The sequence below is a fragment of the Lysobacter sp. 1R34A genome (genome assembly GCF_051217035.1).
Lineage (GTDB): Bacteria > Pseudomonadota > Gammaproteobacteria > Xanthomonadales > Xanthomonadaceae > Lysobacter.
The window spans coordinates 1-20,209 of sequence record NZ_JBPKJP010000032.1 but is presented as its reverse complement, the minus strand read 5'-3'; the positions used below and the strand labels follow the sequence as shown (position 1 = coordinate 20,209).

The following is a 20,209-nucleotide window of genomic DNA, read 5'->3' as shown; positions in this document are numbered from 1 at the left end:
CCAGGGCTGGCCTGTCCGGCCGGGCGCTGGCGTTGGCTTGGTCGTAACCGGACTCGAGGCCACAGGAGTAGCCGATCATGAACACCGTGTTGCACACCGTACTTTGGATTTCTCTCGCCCTCGCCGCAGCGGCCGCAGGCTGCAGCCCGGTCGCGGCCAGCCAGGTCAGCGGCTGGTGGGGCGGCAACTGGACTTGCACCATCGACGGCCGCCCGGCGCGGATGAAATGGAGCCCGGTCGACGACAGCCAGACGAGCTGCGACGGCGACGACTGCACACGCACGTTCGGCGTGCGCTGGCAGGGGCGCTTCTCCGACAACGGCTCGCGTTGGGTGGCCTTGAACAATCCACGCCGCGGCAATAACGGCGGCCTGTTCTTCAACCATGCCGACGGCAATCGCTGGTATCTGCCCACGCCGACCGGCAACCGCAGCAAGGGATGGACGACCTGGAACGGCCAGCGCTATCCGCTGGTGTGCTGGCGCTGACGCCGCCGGGTTCCCGCGCTGCGCGCACGTCCCAGGTTACGGCGGCCGCCTGCATCCGGATTCGCGCAGGCGGCCGCCGCCGGCTTCGAGTCGTTGCGGTCGTTGCGATCGCCTTTCTGTCGTCGATTCGCACACGTCAGTCCCTCGGCGCCAGCCGGCGCTTGAAAAACGCCAGGATCTCGTCGCGCGCGGCGATGGTCGGTTGGCCGGCTTCGTCGATCAGATGCGCGGTCACCACGCTATGCGGGCCGGCCACGACGTGCTCGAAGAACGGCGCCAGGCCCTCGCGATTGGCTGCACTGTCGGGCAGCACCCGCGCGACGAAACGCTCGCCGAGCGCTTGCGCATACGCGGCGAAACGCTGCGCCCGGCAGAAGCGGTCGCCGTCGAAACGATAGGCCATCACGGTCAGGTCCTCGCGCTCCAGCCGTTGCCGCACCGCGGCCAGTTCCTCGGGCTCACTCTCCAGCCCGGCCGGATCGTCCAGCGGCAGCGACGGCTGCGCCAGCACCGGCGCCAACATCGCCGGCTCCAGCATCATGCTCAGGGCGAAGTTGCCGGTGAAGCACATGCCGATCGCGCCGATGCCGGGGCCGCCGCATTCGCCATGCGCGTAGCGCGCCAACGCACGCAGCCATCGGGTGACCGGGCTCGAACCCTGGCCGGCGAATGCGCGGAACTCGGCGCTGACGCAGGCGCGCTGGAAGGTCGCCTTGCTCTCTTCGACCCCGGGTACGGCGCCGTCACGGCCGAACAAGGACGGCATGTAGACGGTGAAGCCCGCATCGCGGACCCAACGGGCGAAACGCGCCACCTGCGGGCTGATCCCGGGCATCTCGGTCATCACGATGACCGCCGGCCCGGCGCCGGCGACGTGCACGCGCTTGCCGACGCCGTCGACGGCGATCGTGCGCGGCTCGAAATCGTCGAGCGGGTCGGGTGGAATGGAATCGGCGTGGCTGCTCGGATCGGATGGCATCGCGGTGTCTCGTGGCGGAGCGCCGCGCAGGCGGCGCGGCATCGGCTCGGCCGCATTGCAACCCGCCGCGGGCTAGACTGCGAGTGTCCGCTTGGACATGTTTCGGGCGTTTCCGGCCATGCACGATTTCACCGTCCTGATCCTGCCCGGCGCCTACGCGAGCAGCGTCGCCGTCACCCTCGATCTGCTCGGCGCCGCGGCCGCGCTCGCGCCGCGACTGAAAATGCCGCGACCGAGCTGGCGGGTGCTGTCGCCGGACGGCGGCAGCGTGCTGCTCGGCAACGGCCTGCGGGTCGACACCCGCGCGATCCCCGCGCGAACGCGCGACGATGCCTCGACCTGGGTGGTGCCGGGCCTGGGCGTGGACCAGGCTGCGCCGTTGGCCGCTCGGCTGACTCGCGCCGATGCACAGCGCGCGATCGCCGCGCTGCGCCGGCATGCCGCGCACGGCGGCCACGTCGCTGCTTCCTGCTCGGCGGTGTTCCTGCTGCAGGCGGCCGGCCTGTTGCACGGACGCCGGGTCACCACCTCGTGGTGGTTGGCGGCGCAGCTGCAACGCATCGCGCCCGATTGCAGGGTGGAGGCCGACCGCATGGTCTGCAGCGACGGCCCGGTCAGCACCGCCGGCGCCGCGTTCGCCCAATCCGACCTGATGCTGCAGTTGCTGCGCCGGCGTTTCGGCGGCGAACTGGCCGAGGTCGTCGCCAAGATGCTGTTGCTCGACGGCCGCCAGGCGCAGTCGCCGTTCGTGATTCCGTCGATGCTGGCCGGCGGCGACGAACTCATGACGTGCCTGACCCGCCGTATCGAAGCCTGCCTGCCGCACCCGCCGAGCCTGCCCGAACTCGCCGCGCAATTCGCGATGTCGCCGAGAACCCTGTCCCGGCACGTGCGCGCGGCCACCGGACGGACCGCTCTGGCCCTGATCCAGAGCGTGCGCCTGAACCGTGCCCGGCGGCTGATCGAAACCAGCCGCATGAGCATCGAACAGGTCGCCGCGCAGGTCGGCTACGCAGACGCGACCGCATTGCGGCGGCTGATGCGCAAGGCCACCGGCGCCACGCCGAGCCGGTTCCGCACGAATCAGCACCCCGCATCGCCAGGGTAGGAGCGGCGCGAGCCGCGACTGCGAAGTGCTGAAAGCCGTCGCAACGTTATCGAACCGGAAGTCGCCCGATCGCGCCCACCGTCGCCTGCGAACCCTGGCGATGCATGTCGAAGTTCGCGGTCGCGGCTCGCACCGCTCCGGCCCTTCAAAGCATTACGCGCTCACAGCCCGTCGATCAGGCGTATCGCGATGTCGGGCGAGAACTGCCCGGCCGGAATGCCCGGTGCGATGCCGCAGTTGCCGTCGGAGTCGCCCGGCACCTTGACCCACAACAGCATTTCCGCGCCGCTGCCGCTGTTCTGCGAGACCGCGCCGAGCTTGCGGCCGGGCGGGTTGCACCACTCGCCGTTGGAACCGTTGCCGTTGCGGCTGGTGTCGACTACGAACGGCTTGGCGTAGCCGAACTGGCGCTGCAGGGCGCCCGCGACCGCGGCGCCATAGCGGTTGGAATCGGCGGTGGTGTAGTAGTTGGACACGTTCAGGGCGAAGCCGCGGATACCCTTGACACCGGCCGCGTTGAGCCGCCGCGCCATTTCGTCGGCGCCGATCCACTGGGCGTTGCCGCCGTCGTGGTAAACCAGCGCATTCGGCGCGCGCAGCTTGAACTCGCTGGCGGCGTACTGCAGCAGGCCGGTGCGGACGCCGCGCTGATCGGCGGGCAGGCAGTCCAGTTGGGCCAGCGCGTCGGGTTCGACCACCACCACCGCGCGGCGGTTGCCTATGCCCGCGGCGAAACCGGAGATCCAGGCGCGATAAGCCTCGGGGCTGCCGGCGCCGCCGCCGGAGTGGCTGCCGCAATCGCGGCCGGGGATGTTGTAGGCGACCAGGACCGGCAGCTTGTCGGCGGCCTGCGCCGCACCGACGAAACTCGCCACCGCGGTGTTGATGGTGCCGCTCCAGTTGCCGAACCAGCGCGCCATCGGCTTGGTCGCGATCGCGCTGCCGATGCGCGTCGCGCGCGGATCGCCGGCGTGGTCGCGCACCCAGATCGCCGGGTTCGAATTCGGGTCGACATAAAAGCCGCTGTTCTGATTGGCCGCGCTCGCCGCACTCGGGGCCAGCGCGGCGAAGCACAGGGCGACGACACCGGCGACGAAACCGCGCGGGCGTTGCCGACGAGCCGTCGCTGCGGCCATGGGATAGCGATGCATGCGTCCTCCTGCAGATGTCCGGCGGCGCGGACTGCGCGAGCCGATGAGGCAGAAGGTGACCTGCAAGCTGTTCGAGCGCTTCCAAGCGCCTCACAGTTTCGTGCATCGATCTCGACGAAAACCGCCGCAGAGTGCGGTTCCGCCACCCAGCGCACGCTTGCCGCGCCGACTGCAGCGCGGATGTCGTGCCGCTACAGCGTCGGGCCGCTATGGCGACGGGCCGCTCACGTCGAGCCGCTAAAGCGCCGACGCGCGTGCGCAGCGGCCCAGCTCGCGGCCGAGGCCGGAGTGCGCACTCGACGCGGCGACGAGCTCGCGCAGGCTGCAAGCGTCGGCCACCACCGGCGCCAGGCAGACGTCCCAGTCCATGCTCAAGGCATGCTCGGCCTGGCTCCAGGTGCAGCCGAGGGCGGCGCTGCCCGGCACCAGGGTCCAGCCGCGCCGGTTCGCATGACCCAGGTGCTGGCTGCGCGCGGTGTCGATGCAGGCGGCCAGGGCGATGTCCTGCACCAACAGCCAGCGCGTGTGCGGCGACTGTCGCTGCCATTCCAGGCCTCGCCGCATCTGCACCGGGAACACGGCCTTGAAGCCGAACTCGGCGACCGGCCGGTCGGCCATCAACAGGTTCTGCTCGCGCCAGGCCACCAGGCCCAATTCGGCGGTCGGGCCGATGCGCTTGCCTACTTCGGTCATCAGGCCGCGCGCGGAGGAAGAGTCGTTGAGCAACGGCGCCATCACCAAGCCGAAGGCCACCCACAAGCCGGTCAGCATCGCCGCCATGCCGGCGAAGGCGCGGCGACGCCCGCTCCACAGCAGGCAGGCCAGGCCCCAGCCGCCGACCGCGGCGACGCTGGCGGCCAGCGCCGAGGACACGTCCTCGAGCGAGCGCTCGGCGACGAAGCGGCGTTCGAACCCGGGATCGCCGAACCACATCGCCAGGCCGCCGATCAGCAACGCCGCGGACAACACCGCGGTGAAACCCAGCGCGACGCGCTGCGCCGAGGCCTTGCGCAGCAACCCCGGCAGCAACGGCGCCAGCGCCAGGGCGACCATCGGCAGCGCCGGCAGGATGTACATGTCGCGCTTGCCGCCGGGAATGCTGAAGAACACCAGCACCAGCGACCACCACGCCAACGGCAACAGATAGCGCGCATCGCGGCGGCGCAGGCGACGGCGCCAGGCCGGCAACGCCCACGGCAGGGCCAGCATGGTCGGCAACCACATGGTCGCCATCACTTCCAGGAAGTACCAGGCCGGCTGGCCGTGGTCCCAGGACGCGCCGTAACGCTTGGCGGTCTGGCGCACCAGGATGTCGTTGAGATAGGCCGAGTATTGGCCGCCGTCCGGGCCGAGCGCGGCGATCGCCAGCGGCACCAGCCAGATGCCGGTGGCGGCGACGAAGGCAAGCGGCCCGAGCCAGAACTTCGCGCTGCGGACATGCAGTTTCGCCCCCCAGCCGCGCACCGAGGCGAGGCCGGCCGGGATCAGCATCAACAAGGCGATCGCCCCGACGCCCTTGCTGATCGTGCCCAGTCCCGCCGCCGCCCAGCCGAGCATCCACATCGGCCAGTCGGGCCCGCGCTTGCGCGCGCTCAGCAAGACGTGGCGCAACAGGCCGTAATTGGCCAGGGTGATCCAGAACACCACCAGCGGGTCGATCTGGGCCTTCTTCGCCTGCCAGGTGAACTGCAGCGCGAACAACAAGGCGTAGCCGGCGTACAGGCCGACCCGCCGCGTCCACAAGCGGCGGCCGAGATCGACCACGCACCACAGCGTGCCCAGCGAGGCCAGCAGCGACGGCAGCAGGAAGGCGATGCGCCATTCGCCGAACAGCCGGTAGGCGGCGGCCTGCAGCCACATGAACAATGGCGGCTTGTCCGAATACAGCTCGTGACCACGGTGCGGGAACAGCCAGTCGCCGCTCTCGATCATCTGCTTGGCGACGAGAGCGAAACGCGGCTCGTCGGCCGGCCAGGGATCGCGCAGGCCTAGCCCGACCCCCAGCACCAGCAGCGCGAGCAGCCAGAACAGCGCGGTCTGGTGGCGTCGGGCGAGGCGATGCGGCGCAGCGTTGTGCAGGGTCGTGGTCATCGCGTGATCGGTGATGGCGTGGGGTCTCGAAGCGTGAGGCGCAAGGCGGCGGCCGCTGCGAGCGCCGGCCACGCGAAGCGCCGGCATTGTACCGAGCCCGCTCGCGCGCTCGGCACCGCGCCGGCACGCCATCGGCCCATGCTGGCATCGCCGGTGTCCGATGAATGTCGGAGGCCTGCTGGTGCTGGCCTGTTGGTGCCGGCCTGACGTCGCCAGCCTGCCGTACCAAGCGCGACGTCGCAGTTGCACCGCCGGGCCCATGATGCGCAATACGCCAGCGTTCGGAAACCGCAGCCATCCCGAGAAACCGGGCGTCGCCGGCCGCGCCCGGCTCGGCTGGGCGAGCGCAGCCGTTCGAGGCATACTTTTCGCCTCGCCGGTCGACGGCAACGCGCCGTCCCCGGCCCCTTTCGGGCCATGTCACAGGCCCGGCCGCGCCGCACGGTCGCTCGCGACGGACGCGCCACGGCTCGCCTTCGACCGCGACAGCAGCACTCCGGCCCGCGGCGCGCATCGCCCGCCGCGGGCGCCCCATCGACGACGAGGTAGACCAGTTGATCATCCACCCCAAGGTTCGCGGCTTCATCTGCACCACCACGCACCCGCTCGGCTGCGAGCTCAACGTACGCGAGCAGATCGAAGCCACGCGCGCGCGCGGCGTGCGCCGGGATGGTCCGAAGAAGGTGCTGGTGATCGGCGCGTCGAGCGGCTACGGCCTGGCCGCGCGCATCACCGCCGCGTTCGGCTTCGGCGCCGACACTCTCGGCGTGTTCTTCGAGAAGCCCGGCAGCGACAAGAAGGCCGGCACTGCCGGCTGGTACAACTCGGCCGCGTTCGACAAGTTCGCCAAGGCCGAGGGCCTGTACAGCAAGTCGATCAACGGCGATGCCTTCTCCAACGAAGCGCGCGACACCGCGATCGAGCTGATCAAGAACGAGATGGGCGGCCAGATCGATCTGATCGTGTATTCGCTGGCCTCGCCGGTGCGCAAGCTGCCCGACACCGGCGAGCTCAAGCGCTCGGCGCTGAAGACCATCGGCGAGCCCTACGTCTCGACCGCGATCGACACCAACAAGGACACCATCATCCAGGCCACGGTCGAGCCCGCCACCGAGCAGGAGATCGAAGACACCGTCACGGTGATGGGCGGCCAGGACTGGGAGCTGTGGATCGACGCGCTCGAACGCGCCGGCGTGCTCGCGCCGGGCGCGCGCACCGTCGCCTTCAGCTACATCGGCACCGAGATCACCTGGCCGATCTATTGGCACGGCGCGCTCGGCAAGGCCAAGGTCGACCTCGACCGCACCGCCCAGCGCCTGGATGCGCGGCTGCGCAAGATCGGCGGCGGCGCCAACGTGGCGGTGCTGAAGTCGGTGGTGACCCAGGCCAGCGCGGCCATCCCGGTGATGCCGCTGTACATCTCGCTGGTGTTCAAGGTGATGAAGGAAAAGGGCCTGCACGAGGGCACCGTCGACCAGCTCAACCGCCTGTTCCGCGAGCGCCTCTACCGCGAAGACGGCCAGGCGCCGGAGACCGACGAGGAACATCGCCTGCGCCTGGACGACTGGGAACTGCGCGACGACGTCCAGGACGCCTGCAAGGCGCTGTGGCCGCAGGTGACCACCGAGAACCTGTTCGAGCTCACCGACTACGCCGCCTACAAGCACGAGTTCCTCAAGCTGTTCGGCTTCGAGCGCAGCGACGTCGACTACGACGCCGAGGTCGACCCGGACGTGAAGTTCGACTGCATCGAACTCTGAGCCTCGCCTCGGCGATGCCGTCGATCATCGACGGCATCGCCGACAAGCAGCGCTCGCGCTACAGCATCGGCCCTATACCCACACGATCCATCGCGCTGCGGCCGGCGGCCCGTCCCTGATCGAGCCCTATCCGATCGACGGCGCCGGGCATGCCGACCCGGGCGGCTGTCCCTGCAGCCTGTACGGCGATCCCTCCGGCCCCGATGCCGGCAACCCCAGCTGGGATCTCTTTCTCGCCCATCCCAAGCCCTGAGCGAACCCGCCCGCTCGGGCGAAGGGTCAAGCCGGCCGGCTGCTGCCCCATTGCACCGCCAGCACGCTGCCGAGCACGATCAGCAGACCGAGCAAGGACAGGCCGGTGAGCGACTGGCCGAGCAGGGCCCAGCCGAGGATCACCGCGGTCAGCGGGCTCAGCAGCCCGAGCGAGGACACCGCGACCTGCGGCAAACGCGCCAGGCCGCGGAACCACAAGGCGTAAGAGATCAGGGCGCCGGCGATCGACAGATAGGCATAGGCGGAGATCTGCACCGTGCTCAGATGCGGCAGCGGCGCATCGACAGCGAGCGCGACCGGCGCCAACATCAGCCCTCCGAGCAACAACTGCCAACCGGTCAGGGCGAACACCGGCAGGTCGCTGCGCCAGCGCCGGGTCAGATAATTGCCGACCGCCATGCAGGCCGCGCCGCCCAGGGCGGCGGCGATGCCGACCGGCTCCCAGTGCGTGCTCGGCGACAGCAGCAGCACGGCCATGCCCACCACGCCCAGCACGCTGGCCCAGACCACGAGTTGCACCGGCCGGCGCTGGTCGATGGCCCAGGTCAGGCCGATCACCAGCAGGGGTTGGATCGCGCCGACCACCGCGGCGAGGCCGCCCGGCAGGCGGTAGGCAGCGATGAACAACAGGCCCTGGAACAAGGCGATGTTCAAGCCGGCCAGGACCAGCAGGCGCAGCCATTCGCCGCGCGCCGGCCAACGGCGCATGAAGGCGACCAGCAGCAGGCCGGCCGGCAGGGTACGGATCAGCGCCGCGGTGTACGGCCGGTCCGGCGGCAACAGTTCGGACGCGACGATGTAGGTCGAACCCCAGATGGCCGGGGCCAGGGCGGTCAGCAGGATGTCGATCCAGACCGGGGGTGGCGAGGCCGGACGTTGCGAAACAGAGCTCATGGAACTATCTTCAACTCAAGACAAGAGCCCAGCCTGACGACCATTTGTCTTGAAGTCAAGACAAATCCCGGAGACCGCATGGCCAAGACCCCACGCCCGCCCGATTCGGTCGACGCCATCCTCGAGCAATGGCGCCGCGAACGGCCCGACCTCGATGCCAGCCCGATGGGCGCGATCGGCCGGGCCAAACGCTGCGCGGCGCTGCTGCAGCGCCGCCTGGACCGGACCTTCGCCGAATTCGGCATGACCAGTTGGGAGTTCGATGTGCTGGCCACCCTGCGGCGTTCCGGCGCGCCCTATTGCCTGGCGCCGACCGCGCTGTTTTCGGCGCTGATGATTACCTCCGGCACCATGACCCACCGCCTGCAACGGCTGGAGGCGGCCGGCTGGATCGAACGCCAGGCCAATCCCGCCGACGCGCGCAGCCTGCTGGTGCGGCTGACGCCGGCCGGCCTGGGGTTGATCGACCGCGCGGTCGAGGCGCATATCGAGAACGAGCGCCGGATCATGGCGCCGCTGGCGCCGGCCCGCCTGGCCGCGCTCGACGACGCACTGTCGGAGCTGCTGACGATGCTGGAGTCCACCGCCGAATGAGCGGCGTGCCGGAGCAGCGGCCATGGTCTCCCGGGCCGAACGCGATGCGGCACGGACGCGAGCGCTCGGACTGAACCGTCGCCGCCGGGGTTAGGGGCAGTCACCCGGGGCGTCCATGCTGGCTACGGAAGGCACACTTCCGCCAGGGGACGCCCCATGCAGCTACCGACAGGAAGGCCAGGCAACGGCCACCGCGACCTCACTGCATATACCGCGGCCGGGCACGTCATGGGCGGCGCGAACGGGCGCGGCTGCGTCCATCCGAACGACCAGCGCGCGCAGGAGTTCGGCGCTTACCGCGCGGCGACCGGCCGGCAAGTGGGATCGCGCTGGGTCGCGGCATTGAGGCGGACGCCGGACCCGCGATTCCTGGCCACACCGTTGCCGAGCTCGCCCTGCAGGCCATCAACGCAATGCCCGGCTCGGCGGCCCCCGAGATCGGGTGGCAGCCGCCGGCCTGCGTGTGCGTGTCTTTCGCATGGCGGCGGCGCGCCGAGCCGGATCTCGACGACCGCTGCCTCGCCGACTTGGGGCTCATGCGCTCCTGGGCCGATCTGCATTGCCGCATCCCGGCGCATGCGACTTATGCCCGCAGCCCGGGAGAACTGACGGAGCAGTCACGGCCCGGGGCTTAGGGTACATCGCACACAGCGTGCATCACTTGGGGGAAAGACATGCGCCTATCGATTCGATTGCGACGCAACGGCAATCCGAAGCTGTCGCCCGTCCCCTTGTCCGACCTGGGCGTGGCCGCCCTGGACGGCGTGCCCGGCGTCAACGCGCCGAAGATCACCGACATCGTCCGCGAGGATGCGATCTTCTCGTTCGTCTGGAGCGGCCCGGGCATGCCCGAGGTCACCGACGAATACCTGCAGGGCTTCGGCCTGTCGCGCGTCGATTGAGCGCCGGCCACGACGCGACCCGGCGAGGCCTCAGCGCGCGCGAGCCGGTTCGGACGCCGCGCCCGGCACGCCTTCGCGAATGAGTTCCGAAAACGCCGCCGAGTCGCCCGCTGCGCGGGCGCGATCGGTCACGCGCCCGCGCTCGTGCAGGCTGCGGTAGTCGTAGCCCGGCATCAGGCCGCCTTGGTCGTAGGCGTACTCGGCCAGGTAGCCCGACAGCAGCAAGCGGTAATCCAGCGGCAAGCCCGGGGCGATCTGCCGCATCAGGTCGAACACGATGGTGGTGCAGTTGCTGGTCAGGGTGTTGTAGAAGCTCGGCTGCCTCTCCAACTCGCGCGCCTGGGCCAGATAGCCGAGGAACAACGAACGTAGCGCCGCCTTCGGCAGCCGCAGCCGGTACAGGTACACGTCTTCGTTGCGCACGTTGCTGCGCACCCGCAGGATGTCGCGCTCGTCGGCCGCGACCAGGGCGGTTTCGAACTCGCGGAAGAAACCGCCGACGGTCGAGAACGCTTCGCCGCGTTCCTTGCGGATCTCGACCGAGAACACCAGCTTGCGGCCGTCGTCGAAACCGAACGAGACCAGGGTGTGGGCGATCGCCGGCCCCATCCAGTAGGACAGCACCAGGTCCGCCGACTCCAGCCGGGACAAGTCGTAATCGCGGCGTTCCCAACGCGGCGTGTAGTCGCTGTCGCTGCGCCAGTCGAAATTGCGCACGTTGTCGAGCCGCACCCGGTCGCCGTCGACCTGCGCATGCAACTGGCGGGACACATCGTCGGCCCAGGCCCGGTCCTGCGACGGCCGCAAGGTACTCCACCACAGCAGCACGCCGGCCAGGGCCAGCAGATACAGCCACCAGGCCGGCTTGCCGAGCCGACCTACGCCAGCCGATGCGGCCAATGCGCTCAATGCGGTCAACACGAACGCCGCGACGATCGCGCCTTTGAACGTCGGCGCCAGGGGCAGCCGATACCACAAGGCCAGGCCGCCCCAGGCGGCGCTCAGCACGATCGCCGGCGCCAGCAGTAACCCGCGCAGCCAGAGCGACTTCGCGGCGAATGCCGCCGGGGGCGCTGCGTGCCGTGTGTCCAGGACCGTCGTCGAATCAGGCGTCATGCGACAGGAAGCTGCCCCAGGCCACCGGTCGATGCAAGCGCCATGACGTCGCGCGCCTAAGCGAGGCGGAATCACGCGCTGGGCCGATGTCTGCGCCAAAGCGGCGCGCATGCGACCGGTGCCCGTTCGAACCGCAACTGCGTTCCGAGTCTCGACATCCGCCGGGCGGCGCATGAGGAAGCGTGATCCAGCCACCGGAAGCCCGTCGGGGGCGCAGCTAGTCTCGGCGGACATTCCCGCCCCGCATCGGACCCGGCATGGTCGATATCCATCAGGCATGGCCGTACTTCGCGATGCTGGCATCGGCGCTGGCCTTCGCCGCTCTGCCCTGGTTCCGCGGTGCCGAGCGGAGGCCGCCGCGGGCCGGCCAAGGCAGCGACACCCTCGATGGGCTGCGCGGTTTTCTCGCCCTGAGCGTGTTCGCCAGCCACGCGATCGTGCATCACGAATACCTGCGCACCGGCGTGTGGAAACCCTCGCCGTCGGCGTTCTACAACACCGCCGGCCTGCTCGGGATCTGCCTGTTCTTCATGATCACCGGCTTTCTGTTCTGGAACAAACTGCTCAGGGCCGGCGGCCGCCCGGGCTGGAAAGCGTTGTATGTCGGCCGCGTGTTCCGGCTCGGGCCGATGTACCTGCTCGCGGTGCTGACGATGATCGCGATCGTCGCCTATCGAACCGGTTTCGAATGGCGGGTGCCGCCGTCGCAAGCGATCGCCTCGGCCCTGGGCTGGCTGGCGCTCGGCATCGTGCCGCCACCGCCGACCCTCAACGGGTATGCCGACACGGGCACGATCCTGGCCGGGGTGACCTGGACCTTGTTCTTCGAGTGGCTGTTTTATTTCTCCTTGCCGATCTCGGCCTGGTTCGTGCGCCGCGGCCGCCACCTGGCCTTCACCAGCGGATTGGTCGCCCTGTGCCTATTGACGATCGCCGCGGCGAGTTGGAACGGCGGCTTCGAACCCGGGGTCAAGCCGCGACCGGTCCTGCTGCTGGCGGTATTGGCCGAGCTGGCGTTGATGCTCGGCACCGGCATGTTCGTCGCCTCGCTGCTGCACGCCGGCTTCGGCGCGCGCCGGCGCTGGCTGCAACCGGTGTGGAGTGTCGTCGCCCTGCTCTGCCTGGCCGCCGTGTTCGCCATCATGATTGCGGGCGCCCCGCGCATCGGACTGGCGCAGTTGTTCTTGCTGTGCCCGTTGGCCGGCGCGTTCTTCTTCATCGTCTGCTCCGGCAACCGCCTGTTCGGCGTGTTGGCGTGGCCGGCCTCGCGCCGGTTGAGCAACCTCAGCTACGGCATCTACCTCTCGCAAGGACTGATCCTGGTCGCGGTGTTCGCGATCCCCGGCGTGGGCGCCTATGCCGCCGGCAGCGGCCCGGCCTTCTGTCTGGTCTACCTGGGCTGCGCCCTGCTGCTTTGCGCGAGCGCGCTGCTCGGCTATCGCTACGTCGAAGAGCCGGGCATCCGCATGGGCAAGCGCATCGCAAGCCGGCTCGGCGCCGAGTCCGGCGCGCGGGCGCCGCTGCCGGCTACGACTTAGCCCGACACGCCCAAAGCGGCATCGGACACGATCCCAACCGACACGCCCCCAACCGAACACGCCCCAACCGAAAGGGAGACTTGCAATGATTCATGCCTATCTCGGCGCGGATGGCCCTGGCCAGAGCGCTTTCGGATCGACACCGGCCGAGGTCAAGCTCGCCGGCGGTTTCAAGCCATGGGGGTCGGACAGCCTCGCGATCAGCCGCGCCAACCTGAGGAGGCTGGTGAACAACGGCACTCTGGCCCTTGAGGCGGCGCGCTGGTCCAGCGATAAAAACCGCGAGAACGGCTGGTTCTTCAGCGCGGATCTCGACGAACCGGCCGACGACCAGGGGTCCCCCTATTTCTACCGCTTCGACATCACCGGTTTGAGCCGGCGGGCATGGACGGTGCTCGGCAATATCGGCGCGCCGGAGATGAATCTGTACCTCGACAGCGACGATCTCGATACGGCGACCAAGATCGCGGTGATCTGGATGGCCAGCCCGAGGCAGTTGCTGGTCATGTCGCCGGTCGGCGTCGACCTGATCGACCTGCGCACCGGCAAGAACCCGGATGTATGGCAGCCCCTCAAGGACTACAACGGAAGTTGAGTGGGCGCGATGGCCGCGGCCGCGCGAGCCGCCCGTCGAGTTGGAGATCGGGCCGACGTGACTGCGTGGCGCGGCTTGATAGCGCGACGTCGCCAGCCGGCGCATGAGCGGACACGCGCCCGCGGCCGCGTTGCCTGCGTCTGCCGATCGGCTCTTCACGTTCGCTCCCCCGATGACGTTCGTTTCCGATGCGGGTACGGCCAGCGTCGCGCCCGTGGTCGACCGCGGCTGCGCATGCGGCGCGCGATCGCCTCCCTCATCGAAACGGAGACCTGCAATGACGAGTTATGCCTATCGCGGCGAAGACGGCCCCAGCGGCGGCAAACCCGGGCGCACCCCGGGCGATGTCAAACGATCCGGCGGCTTCAGGCCCTGGAGGTCGGACGACATCCAGACCAGCCGCGCCAACCTCAGGCAGTTGGTGAACAACGGCACCCTGGCGGTCGAAGCCGAGCGCTGGTGCATCGACAAGAACCGCGAGAACGGTTGGTTCTTCAGCACCGGGCTGGATGAGGAAACCGCCTACGACACCTACCAGTACTTCTATCGCATCAATACCAACGGCCTGGTCCAGCAGCCGTGGACGGTGCTCGGCAAGGACAACGTGGCGAAGATGAAGCTGTACCTCAACAGCAACGATCTCGACACGGCGACCAAGATCGCGGTGATCTGGTTTGCGCGGCCCAAGGAACTGCTGGTGATGTCGCCGGTGGGGGTGAACCTGATCGATCTGCGCATCGGGGTGAGGCCGGACGTGTGGCAGTCGCTCGCGGATTTCCCGGGCTGAGTCGGGCGCGGCGGCCCCGACTCCCAAGCCGGGGCCGCCTTCTCAGCGCCCCGGCCACGCAGGCGAAGCGGCGCCCGCTTCGCCGTGCCGGCGCATTCGCTGGTATATCTGTGCTTCCGGCCGCGTCCTGGCCGTCCCGCAGACAAGGCCGTCGCCCCCATGCTGTTGCGTCGTTTTCTCCTGCTCCTCGCGGTGCTCGCCTCGATCGCCGTCGGCACCGTCGCCGCCGTGGTGCAACCCTTCGTCAGTCCCCTGCCCTCGCCGCCCGTCGCCGTCGACGCGGCCCGGCTGAAGGCCGACGTCAAACACCTGTCGGTGGATCTGTACCCGCGCAGCTACGACCAGTTCGACAACATCGAGCGCGCCGCGCGCTTCATCCACGACGAATTCGCCCGCAGCGGCGGCCGGGTGTCCTACCAGGACGTGGCGGTGGAAGAGAGCCGCTACCGCAACGTAATCGTGCGTTTCGGCCCCGACACCGGACCGGTGCGGGTGATCGGCGCGCATTACGACTCCTTCGCCGACGTCGGCATCGACACCGACGACGCGCGCGGCTATTCGCCGCGCACCCACACCCCGGGCGCCGACGACAACGCCAGCGGCGTCGCCGGCCTGCTCGAGCTGGCGCGCCTGCTCGGCCGCAAACCGCCCGCGCACGCGGTCGAACTGGTCGCCTATACGCTGGAAGAACCGCCGCATTTCCGCACCGGGCACATGGGCAGCGCGTGGCATGCGCGCGCGCTCAAGGCCGGCGGCCGCGAAGTGGAATTCATGCTGTCGCTGGAAATGATCGGCCGCTTCAGCGACCGCCCCGGCAGCCAGCGCTATCCGCTGCGCGGCATGGGGCACCTGTATCCGGACCGCGGCGATTTCGTGATCCTGGTCGGCAGGCTGAGCGACTTCCGCGCCTTGCGCCGGCTCAAGGCGATCATGGCCGGCGCCAGCGACCTGCCGGTGCATTCGATCAATGCCCCGCCGCTGCTGCAGGGCATCGACTTCTCCGATCACCTGAGCTATTGGCACGAGGGCTATCCGGCCTTCATGGTCAGCGACACCGCATTCCTGCGCAGCGACACGTACCACCAGGCCAGCGACACCTACGACAAGCTCGACTACGCGCGCATGGCGAAAGTGGTGCAGGCGGTGTACGCGATCGCGCAACGGCCCGGCGCCGATTGAAACCCGCGTCCGGCCCGGGCCATCGCGGGTCCGGGCCGGGCCTGGTTTCAGGCTGCGGCGACGCGCACCACGCGCTTGCCGAGGTTCTGCCCTTCGAGCAAGCCGATGAACGCCGTCGGCGCGTTCTCCAGGCCGTCGACCACGTCTTCGTGCAACTTCACCCGGCCCTCGGCGACCCACTGGCCCATCTCGCGGCTGAAGGTCTCGAAGCGCTCCCCGTAGTGGTCGAGGATGATGAAGCCCTGCATGCGGATGCGCTTTTGCAGCACCGCGGTCATCGTCTGCGCCAGCCGGTCGGGGCCGTGCGCGTGCGCGCCGCCGTTGTATTGCGCGATCACGCCGCAGACCGGCGCGCGCGCGCCGATGTTGAGCAGCGGCAGCACCGCATCGAACACCGCACCGCCGACGTTCTCGAAGTACACGTCGATCCCGTCCGGGCAGGCCGCGGCGAGCCGCTCGGCCAACTGCGGGTCGTGGCGGTCCAGACAGACGTCGAAGCCGAGTTCCTCGACCGCGTGGCGGCATTTGTCGGCGCCGCCGGCGATGCCGACCACGCGCGCGCCCTTGAGCTTGGCGATCTGCCCGACCACCGAACCGACCGCGCCGGTAGCCGCGGCCACGACCACGGTTTCGCCGGCTTGCGGCTGGCCGATGTCGAGCAGGCCGACGTATGCGGTGAAGGCCGGCATGCCGAGTCCGCCGAGGGCGAGCGACGGCTGCGCCATCTCGCCGAGCGCCTGCAGGTCCTTGCCGTCGGACAAGGCGTAGTCCTGCCAGCCGGCATTGCCGAGCACCACCTCGCCGACGCGGAACTGCGGATGGCGCGACGCGGCGACGCGGCTGACCGTGCCGCCGACCATCGGCGCGCCGAGCGCCACCGGCGGCGCATAACTGGTTCCGGCCTCGTCCATCAGATTGCGCATGTAGGGGTCGAGCGACAGGTACAGGGTGCGCAGCAGCACCTGGCCTTCGCCGGGCACCGGTACGGCGGTCTCTTCGAGGCGGACGTCCTGCGGCGTCGGCAGGCCGCTCGGGCGGTTCACCAGAACGATGCGGCGGTTGACGGTATCGCGTTGCGGCATGAGTGCATTCCTCGAGCAGTTGAGTTGGATCGCGGCACCGGCGGTGCCGCGCCGGTATGGAGGGCCGGCCAGGCCTACAGCGCAAATAGACCGGTCGTCTATGAAACAGGCAAAACAAAGGCGGGAACGCAGACGCGTTCCCGCCTCAGGTATCCCTCAGGTGACTTCGGCCAGGCCCAGCCGCTCTCGCGTGCCGGCCATGGCCAGGTCGAGGCTGCTGCGGTCGCGGGCGATCTTGGCCAGCAGGCTGGCGCCGAGCCAGTTCTGGTAGAGCGCGACCGCGGTCGCGTGCGAGTCCGATGTGTCGGCGAGGCGGGAGAGCGAGCCGTCCAGGCGCCCGGCTTCGATGCACTGGGCCAGACGATCGACGACTCCGCGCGTGCCCCGCGCCAGCGCCGCGCGCATGCTTTCCGACAGGTCGCAGACCTCGGCGCCGAGCTTGACCACCGGGCAGCGGCTTTGGCTTTCCTCCCCGGTCTGCGAGTCGAGCCAGTCCTCGAAGAAAGCGAGCACCCGCTGCGCTCCGGTGCCCGGCTGGGCCAGCAGAGCGTCCATCCGCCCCAGGTATTCGGCGAAATAGACCTCGAGCACGGCCTCGCCGAAAGCCTCCTTGGACCCGAAGTAGTGATAGAACGAGCCCTTCGGCACCTGCGCCGCGGCCAGCACCTCCGACAGCCCGACCGCGGTGAAGCCCTTGCGCAGGAACAACGGATGGGCCACCTCGAGGATGTGCCGGCGGACGTCGATGGAGGCTGAGGCAGCGTTCATGGACGGCACGATAGCGGCAATTAGACCGGTCGTCTAGTGGTTAGGCCAGCGTCTCCCCTCCCTGTAGGAGCGACGTGAGTCGCGACACGGGACGCGCAGAGACGACGGGGCCGTAGTCGTTCGCCGAAGCGCCGTGCCCTCAGCCAGGGTAGTAGCGGCGCAAGCCGCGACCGTCATGCTTCGATCTCGCCTCGCCGTCGGGGCTCTGTGTAGCAGCAACGTGAGTCGCGACCGCGCGACGCGCTGACACTCCAATGCTTGTGTCGCCCATCGAAGCTGTGTGCTTCCGCCGGGGTAGGAGCGGCGCAAGCCGCGACCGCGCCGTTACGGTCTTGCGGCGTATGGATCCAGGAAGATCCAGATCAACATCAAACCCAAAGCTTCCGCCACCAAAGCGGCGGGTTACTTTCTTTTGTCTAGAGCAACAAAAGAAAGCTAACCATAGAAGTCGCTTTTCATTTGAATCAAGGGCCCGCACGAGCGGTGCATCCGCGGGGAGCTACATCCGGGACCTTCCTGTCCCGATGAAAAACGGCCCGCATCTCTGCGGGTCGCCCTCCGGGTCTTCGATGGGCTTCGCGAGTGCGAGGCGGCGCACAGCCAAAGCAAAGGCGCAATCGCAAACAACTGGCGCGTGCGACGTCACCATCCCTGTAGGAGCGACGTGAGTCGCGACCGCGGAACGCGCAGAGACATCAATGCCTATGCCATCCATCGAAGTGGTGCGCTATCGCCGGGGTAGGAGCGGCGCAAGCCGCGACCGCGAATCTGCGGCAGGCGGCGCGGGCATTCGGAGTTTCGTGGTCGCGGCTTGCGCCGCTCCTACCCAAGAGCAGACGCGAAGCGCCTGCCGTTGCCGTTGCGTTGCCGAGATTCTGATTTCCGCTTTGCCGGTCAAATGAAGACCCGCCGGGCGGGCCGCACGGAGGCGGGGCGTGCGCTAGCAGGCTATGGATGGCCCGTCTGGAGCATCCCTGCGTCGGCATCGAACGCGCGGGCTGGTGCCCTTGCAGGAAGAAGCACTTTTCTTTGGTGGCCTTCTTTTGTTGCTTTGGACGAGAAAGTTACCCGCACTCTTTAGGGGGCGGAAGCTTTGCTGTTGATGTTGTGCACCGCCTTACGGCCAGTGGCGCCGCTAAGGGAGGCGACGCCGTCGCGACTTGCGTCGCTCCTACCCGCGAGAGCCAACCGCTTCGATCAATGGCCTCGGCGTTGCGGCCTCCGCGCGTCCCGCGGTCGCGGCTCACGCCGCTCCTACACAAGCCGGGTGCGAACGCCCCGACCGCCAATCACCCCAACACCCCCCGCAAGTACGGCGCAGTGCGGCTCTTCTTCGCGCGCGCCACCTGCTGCGGCGTGCCGCTGGCGACGATCTGCCCACCCTGCTCGCCCGCGCCGGGTCCGATGTCGATCACCCAGTCGGCACCGGCCACGACGCGCATTTCGTGTTCGACCACGACCACGGTGTTGCCGGCCTCGACCAGGCCGTGCAATTGCGCCATCAGTTTGTCGACGTCGGCCGCATGCAGGCCGGTGGTCGGCTCGTCGAGCACGTACAAGGTGTCGCCGTGCTGGCTGCGCTGCAGCTCGGTCGCCAGTTTGATGCGCTGCGCTTCGCCGCCGGACAGTTCGGTCGCCGGCTGGCCCAGGCGCAGGTAGCCCAGGCCGATCTCGCTGAGCAGGCTCAGCGAGCGGCGTATCGCCGCTTCGCCGTCGAAAAACGCGAGCGCTTCGTCGACCGTCATCGCCAGCACTTCGGCGATGTTGCGGCCGTTCCAGACGACTTCGAGGGTCTTGGCGTTGTAGCGGCTGCCGTGGCAGGTCGGGCACGGTGCGTATACGGTCGGCATGAACAACAGTTCGACCTGGACGAAGCCTTCGCCCTCGCAGGTGTCGCAGCGGCCCTGGGCGACGTTGAAGGAAAACCGGCCGGCGTTGTAGCGGCGGGTCTTCGCCATCGCGGTCGCGGCGAACAGCTTGCGCACGTGGTCGAACAAGCCGGTGTAGGTGGCCAGGTTCGAACGCGGGGTGCGGCCGATCGGTTTCTGGTCGACGTTGACCAGGCGCTTGATCGCATCGGCGCCGGCGTGCAGGCGCCCGGAGGCGCGCGCGATCGGGCCGGGCTGCGGTGCATCGCTGTCGCTCTCTTCGACCACCGGTTCGTGGCCGAGGTGTTCGCCGACCAGTTCGACGAGGGCCTGGCTGACCAGGCTCGACTTGCCCGAACCCGACACGCCGGTGACCGCGGTGAACGCACCCAGCGGAAAGCGCGCATCGAGGCCGTGCAGGTTGTTGCGATGCAGGCCGCGCACTTCGAGCCAGCCCGACGGTTTTCGCGGCGAGCGCGGCGCGGCGGCGACGAGATCGAACAGGTACGGCCGGGTGCGCGACGCTTCGACCGCGCGCAATCCTTCCGGCGGGCCGCTGTAGAGGATGCGTCCGCCGTGCTGCCCGGCGCCCGGGCCGACGTCGACCAGCCAGTCGGCGCGGCGCAGGGTGTCCAGGTCGTGCTCGACCACAAACACCGTGTTGCCGGCGGCCTTGAGTTGGTCCAGCGCTCGGTGCAAAGCTTCGCTGTCGGCCGGATGCAGGCCCGCCGAAGGCTCGTCGAGCACGTAGACCACGCCGAACAGATTGGATCGGATCTGGGTGGCCAGGCGCAGGCGCTGCAGTTCGCCCGGCGACAGGCTCGGCGTCGCCCGGTCCATCGCCAGATAGCCGAGCCCCAGCGCCTGCAAGGTGCCGATGCGCTCGACCAGGTCGTGGGCGATGCGCTGCGCGGCGATGCGTTTTTCCTCGGACAGGTTCGGCGTGCGCCGTACATCGGAACTGCCGGCGTGCGCCAGCCCGCCGGCGGCGATGCGCTTGGCCTCGGCGCTGCGGCCGGCGGCGCGGCTGCGGGTG

The 20,209-nt window shown here is 69.1% G+C and carries 15 protein-coding genes and 2 pseudogenes; 9 read left to right on the top strand and 8 right to left on the bottom strand.

Annotated features, from left to right (window positions below):
• Positions 1 to 77: 77 nt before the first annotated feature.
• A complete protein-coding gene (locus ACSAMQ_RS09895; protein ID WP_435395486.1) occupies positions 78 to 488 on the top strand; it encodes a DUF6006 family protein in 411 nt (136 codons plus the stop codon).
• 136 nt (positions 489 to 624) lie between these two features.
• Here the strand turns inward: ACSAMQ_RS09895 and ACSAMQ_RS09890 are convergent, their stop codons facing one another.
• Complete coding sequence (locus ACSAMQ_RS09890; RefSeq protein WP_435395485.1) at positions 625 to 1,467, bottom strand: dienelactone hydrolase family protein; 843 nt, start codon at positions 1,465 to 1,467, stop codon at positions 625 to 627.
• A 118-nt stretch (positions 1,468 to 1,585) separates the two neighbouring features.
• Between ACSAMQ_RS09890 and ACSAMQ_RS09885 the strand changes: the two genes are divergently transcribed.
• The gene (locus ACSAMQ_RS09885) at positions 1,586 to 2,575 is read left to right on the top strand and encodes a GlxA family transcriptional regulator (RefSeq protein WP_435395484.1); all 990 of its coding nucleotides are present in this window, start codon (positions 1,586 to 1,588) and stop codon (positions 2,573 to 2,575) included.
• A gap of 161 nt (positions 2,576 to 2,736) precedes the next feature.
• Here ACSAMQ_RS09885 and ACSAMQ_RS09880 read toward each other — a convergent pair whose 3' ends face one another.
• Positions 2,737 to 3,726, bottom strand: coding sequence for a glycoside hydrolase family 6 protein (locus ACSAMQ_RS09880; RefSeq protein ID WP_435395483.1), 990 nt, complete (start codon positions 3,724 to 3,726; stop codon positions 2,737 to 2,739).
• Between the two features lie 372 nt (positions 3,727 to 4,098).
• Positions 4,099 to 5,817 (bottom strand): annotated as a pseudogene (locus ACSAMQ_RS09875) (ArnT family glycosyltransferase); the annotation flags it as partial.
• Between the two features lie 554 nt (positions 5,818 to 6,371).
• Here ACSAMQ_RS09875 and fabV point away from each other — a divergent pair.
• The gene (fabV, locus tag ACSAMQ_RS09870; protein ID WP_435395482.1) at positions 6,372 to 7,577 is read left to right on the top strand and encodes an enoyl-ACP reductase FabV; all 1,206 of its coding nucleotides are present in this window, start codon (positions 6,372 to 6,374) and stop codon (positions 7,575 to 7,577) included.
• A gap of 279 nt (positions 7,578 to 7,856) precedes the next feature.
• Here the strand turns inward: fabV and ACSAMQ_RS09865 are convergent, their stop codons facing one another.
• Entirely contained in the window at positions 7,857 to 8,744 is an 888-nt protein-coding gene (locus tag ACSAMQ_RS09865; protein ID WP_435395481.1) for an EamA family transporter, read from the bottom strand.
• A 78-nt stretch (positions 8,745 to 8,822) separates the two neighbouring features.
• Here ACSAMQ_RS09865 and ACSAMQ_RS09860 point away from each other — a divergent pair, with 78 nt between their 5' ends.
• Both ACSAMQ_RS09860 and ACSAMQ_RS09855 read left to right on the top strand, forming a co-directional pair.
• Complete coding sequence (locus tag ACSAMQ_RS09860; protein ID WP_435395480.1) at positions 8,823 to 9,338, top strand: MarR family winged helix-turn-helix transcriptional regulator; 516 nt, start codon at positions 8,823 to 8,825, stop codon at positions 9,336 to 9,338.
• Positions 9,339 to 10,012: 674 nt separating this feature from the next.
• Positions 10,013 to 10,240 carry a hypothetical protein gene (locus ACSAMQ_RS09855; RefSeq protein ID WP_435395479.1) on the top strand — a complete coding sequence of 76 codons (228 nt, stop codon included), beginning with the start codon at positions 10,013 to 10,015 and terminating at the stop codon, positions 10,238 to 10,240.
• Between the two features lie 30 nt (positions 10,241 to 10,270).
• Here the strand turns inward: ACSAMQ_RS09855 and ACSAMQ_RS09850 are convergent, their stop codons facing one another.
• On the bottom strand, positions 10,271 to 11,356 hold the full coding sequence (locus tag ACSAMQ_RS09850) for an Lnb N-terminal periplasmic domain-containing protein (protein WP_435395478.1): 1,086 nt from the start codon (positions 11,354 to 11,356) through the stop codon (positions 10,271 to 10,273).
• A 257-nt stretch (positions 11,357 to 11,613) separates the two neighbouring features.
• Between ACSAMQ_RS09850 and ACSAMQ_RS09845 the strand changes: the two genes are divergently transcribed.
• The 4 genes from ACSAMQ_RS09845 to ACSAMQ_RS09830 all read left to right on the top strand — a co-directional run bounded on the left by ACSAMQ_RS09845 (position 11,614) and on the right by ACSAMQ_RS09830 (position 15,455).
• Complete coding sequence (locus ACSAMQ_RS09845; protein ID WP_435395477.1) at positions 11,614 to 12,894, top strand: acyltransferase family protein; 1,281 nt, start codon at positions 11,614 to 11,616, stop codon at positions 12,892 to 12,894.
• 85 nt (positions 12,895 to 12,979) lie between these two features.
• Entirely contained in the window at positions 12,980 to 13,489 is a 510-nt protein-coding gene (locus tag ACSAMQ_RS09840; protein WP_435395476.1) for a hypothetical protein, read from the top strand.
• Positions 13,490 to 13,766: 277 nt separating this feature from the next.
• Positions 13,767 to 14,276, top strand: a complete 510-nt coding sequence (locus tag ACSAMQ_RS09835; RefSeq protein WP_435395475.1) for a hypothetical protein — start codon at positions 13,767 to 13,769, stop codon at positions 14,274 to 14,276.
• Between the two features lie 159 nt (positions 14,277 to 14,435).
• Complete coding sequence (locus ACSAMQ_RS09830; RefSeq protein WP_435395474.1) at positions 14,436 to 15,455, top strand: M28 family peptidase; 1,020 nt, start codon at positions 14,436 to 14,438, stop codon at positions 15,453 to 15,455.
• 47 nt (positions 15,456 to 15,502) lie between these two features.
• Here ACSAMQ_RS09830 and ACSAMQ_RS09825 read toward each other — a convergent pair whose 3' ends face one another.
• The 3 genes and pseudogenes from ACSAMQ_RS09825 to ACSAMQ_RS09815 form a co-directional block, all read right to left on the bottom strand.
• On the bottom strand, positions 15,503 to 16,537 hold the full coding sequence (locus ACSAMQ_RS09825) for an NADP-dependent oxidoreductase (RefSeq protein WP_435395473.1): 1,035 nt from the start codon (positions 16,535 to 16,537) through the stop codon (positions 15,503 to 15,505).
• A gap of 156 nt (positions 16,538 to 16,693) precedes the next feature.
• Positions 16,694 to 17,305 carry a TetR/AcrR family transcriptional regulator gene (locus ACSAMQ_RS09820; protein WP_435395472.1) on the bottom strand — a complete coding sequence of 204 codons (612 nt, stop codon included), beginning with the start codon at positions 17,303 to 17,305 and terminating at the stop codon, positions 16,694 to 16,696.
• Between the two features lie 1,289 nt (positions 17,306 to 18,594).
• Positions 18,595 to 20,209 (bottom strand): annotated as a pseudogene (locus tag ACSAMQ_RS09815) (excinuclease ABC subunit A); the annotation flags it as partial.